This is a genomic window from Bacteroidota bacterium (assembly GCA_034723125.1).
Taxonomy (GTDB): domain Bacteria; phylum Bacteroidota; class Bacteroidia; order CAILMK01; family JAAYUY01; genus JAYEOP01.
The window spans coordinates 1-3,711 of record JAYEOP010000182.1 but is presented as its reverse complement, the minus strand read 5'-3'; the positions used below and the strand labels follow the sequence as shown (position 1 = coordinate 3,711).

Annotated in this window: 1 protein-coding gene; it reads right to left on the bottom strand. The window is 31.2% G+C overall.

What is annotated here, in order from left to right; genetic code table 11:
* Positions 1-355: 355 nt before the first annotated feature.
* On the bottom strand, positions 356-3,205 hold the full coding sequence (locus U9R42_05425; GenBank protein ID MEA3495460.1) for an insulinase family protein: 2,850 nt from the start codon (positions 3,203-3,205) through the stop codon (positions 356-358).
* Positions 3,206-3,711: the final 506 nt, after the last annotated feature.

The window sequence follows — 3,711 nt, the reverse complement described above, 5'->3', positions numbered from 1 at the left end:
ACCGTACTTCAATTCAACAGATTGCTTCGTCCTTTGTCCTCGCAATGACGTTTTTAATGGGTATTTCGTATGTTAATATTTTCGCTAAGCAATTTTTGTGGTCAACAAATTTCATTATTCATAATTCCTTGTTTCGCAACCGCTAAAGCTACAGCGAACGTGGTCGATATTCGATATTTCCGCAACAATATATATGCATTTGTTCTGCTCTAATTTTCAATTCGATAATTTTATGACAAAGTCATGGCTATTCCATAATCTGTAGCAAATTTTATTACCCAATCAAATCAATATAGGACAAAAAAAAGCCTGCAACCAAAATGATTGCAGGCTTTTTTTTATTCGAAACAAGTAATTATTCGTCTTTCTCTTTAGTTCCCTTTTCAGGCAACAAAACAACTTTTATATAATTTTCTTTATTTATATATTTATTAGCTACTTCAATAATATCTTCAACTTTAATATTTCTTACTGCTTCTTCATATTTTGCAAATTCAGAAAAATCTTCGTTATGATAATAATAATGTTTTAGTGTTCCTAACCAAAAGTTATTTTCTCTAACCTTTGTTTCTCTGGTGCGTAACATATTTTTTGTTACTTTATCAAGATTAGCTTGAGTTCCACCATCTTTTTTAATCATTTTTATTTCATCAAAAACACTGTTTACAAGATTATCAACATTTGAAGGAGCACAACCAAAGTAAATTCCAATATTATATTTTTCAACAGGATAATGGGAATTACGTGCCCAACAGCTAATTGAATAAACTCCACCTTGTTTTTCTCTAATATTTTCTCTTAAGCGAATTGTTAAAATACTAGTTAAAACTTTCATTTTCAATCTTGTATCAAAATCGTATTTACTTTCACCTTGGAAACTCATAAAAACAGTGGCTTTAGGCTCAACTCCCTTGTGAACTGTTTTTTCTATTACGCCCTTAGCATCTCTTATTCCAAGGTCTTTCCATGTTTCATTTTTGTTTGATGAAGGAAGGCTTCCAAGATATACTTCAAGAAGTGATGTCATTATTTCCATATCAAAATTCCCTACAAAGAAAAAAGTAAAATCTCCTGCATTTTCAAAACGCTCTTTGTAAATTTTAAGCATTTGCTTATGGTCAGCTTCTTTCAAATCTTCAATAGTAGTTGGCATTCTGCGAGGATGATGTTGTGCCATTGTAACAGTTATAGTATCACCAAAAGCTGTTCGTGGACTAGCTTCTCTGTTCTTAAGCATGTTTTCTTGTTCGGAAATAAAATTATCGTAAGCTTTAGAATCCTTTCTTGGACTTGTAAAATATAAATGAACAAGTTGCAACATTGTTTCAAAATCTTTAGGAGTTGAGCGACCTCTAAGTCCTTCTTGCATTTCACTAATCCAAGGACTAACACTAACAATTTTACCTGCAAGCATTTTTTTAAGTTCAATATTGTCAAAATTAGCAAGTCCGCTATTGTTTATTACATTATCAGCATAACTTGCAGAGAAATCATCTTCAATACCATAAAGAGAATTGCCACCTAAACTATAAGCTTGCATCAATATCTCATCATTTTTAAAATCTGTTTTCTTTAAAACAACTTTAACTCCATTGCTTAATGTTATTTCTTTTGCTTCAAATTCTTTAATGTCTTTTGTTGAAACAACTTTTCCCGGTTTTGGGTCTGTGTTAATCAGAGGCTCGTTAGAAACCTTGTCAACATAAGCTTCAATATCTTTTTGAGACCTAACATCTTTGATAATTTTAAGAAGTTCTTTTTTTTCAGGTTTTACAATGCTTTTTTTCTCAGGCAGAGTAACAACAATAACAGTGTTTTTATCTGTTACATATTTCTCAACAAGCATATTCAACTCCTCAACTTTTATTGTAGGTAGAAACTTTTTGTAAAGCTCAAATTCGTATTCGATACCGGGAATACTTTCATTGTGTAAATAATTCCTTTGATATTCTCCTACATAAGCACTTGACTTTTGCTTATCCCTTTCGTTATACATTTTTTCAATACCACTCAGCATCTCAATTTTTTGCCTTTCAAGTTCTGTGATAGTAAAACCATGTCTTTTAATCCTTTCTGTTTCCTCAACTAAAATTTTAAGACTTTCTTCTACTTTGTTATTTTTTGCCATTGCCATTAGCATAAAAGCATCTTTTGTCCTGATTAAATTGCTATATCCCCCGTAGGCAAACATAAACGGTGGATCTTTTTCATTAAGTTTTTCACTAAGTCTGTTTGATAGCATTGAAGAAAATAATGACCTTACAATATTATTCCTGTAAGCTTGATATGTTCCTTCTTCAGCTTTATCATGTTTTATATACATTTGAAGCATTGTATAAGGATTTTCCTTATCTGAAACAATTGATACAAGAGGTTTTTTATGGTCAGGAACGTCATATAATTTTCTTTCTCTGGGAAGCTCTTTTAATTTTATCGGTGAAAAATATCTTTTAATATAATTTTCAACTTCTTTAACATCAAAATCACCAACAGCTACCACTGCTTGAAGATCAGGTCTGTACCAATCTTTATAAAACCTTCTTAAAGCATCATGAGGACAATTATCTACAATGTCCATTTTTCCGATAGGTAATCTTTCTGCATAATGTGAATTATGAAACATCACAGGAAAATATTCACGCATCATTCTGTCATTTGCACCTCTTCCAAGTCTCCATTCTTCATGAATAACACCTCTTTCTTTATCAATTTCCTCAGCTGTATAAGCAACATTGTGAGCCCAATCTGAAAGAATCATAAAGCCTGTATCAAGAAAGGATTTATTTTCCATTGGGATTGTAAGCATATAAACAGTTTCATCAAAACCTGTATAAGCATTAACCTCAGCTCCAAATTTCATTCCTATTGATTCAAGGAAAGATACAATGTGATTTTCTTCAAAGTTTTTTGTACCGTTAAAAGCCATGTGCTCACAAAAATGTGCAAGTCCTCTTTGATCTTCATCTTCTAGGATTGAACCTACATTGACAACTAATCGTAGCTCTGCCCTGTTTTTTGGCTTTTCGTTTTTCCTTATGTAATACTTTATTCCATTGTCTAATTTACCTGTAGTAATTTTAGGGTCAACAGGTAAAGCTGTGTTCATGTCTTTAGGAATAATAATATTTCCTTGCTGGGCAAAAAGCCCAAAAGAAAGAAATAAAAGCGTTACTAAGGCAAGATAATTTTTAATATTTTTTTTCATAATGATATAAATTAGTTATTTAGATAAATATATATTTGTTTTTAAAAGAATACAAACGTATTTAAAATTTGGGAATCAAGGAAATAAGAATCGATTTTGTTGAAAATATTTTTTTTTGTCAATTTATTCATAGTCAAATAATACGTCTAAATTTAGGGCAAGAGAAAACAATTATTAAGCCACTTTTTAGTCTTACTAAGCAACTGTTGTGGTCAACAAATTTCATTATTCATAATTCCTTGTTTCGCAACCGCTAAAGCTACAGCGAACGTGGTCGATATTCGATATTTTCGCAACAATATATGCACTTGTTACTATTTTCTTTTTTTTGGGATGGGGCAAACAAATTGGTTTTTCGGGTTAGGGTGGACTCATTAACACCGATTTTTACAGCAAACTTCTCAGCCATAATTTAATTATGTCGTATTTTTAATAATGAATACTGAACAAGGAATAAAGAATTTTGAAGTAAAAAGATGACGTTAAGCAACAGTTGTGGTCAGCAA

Excerpts from the sequence above, each read along its gene's own strand:
- U9R42_05425 (MEA3495460.1), bottom strand. The coding sequence starts at position 3,205 with ATGAAAAAAAATATTAAAAATTATCTTGCCTTAGTAACGCTTTTATTT.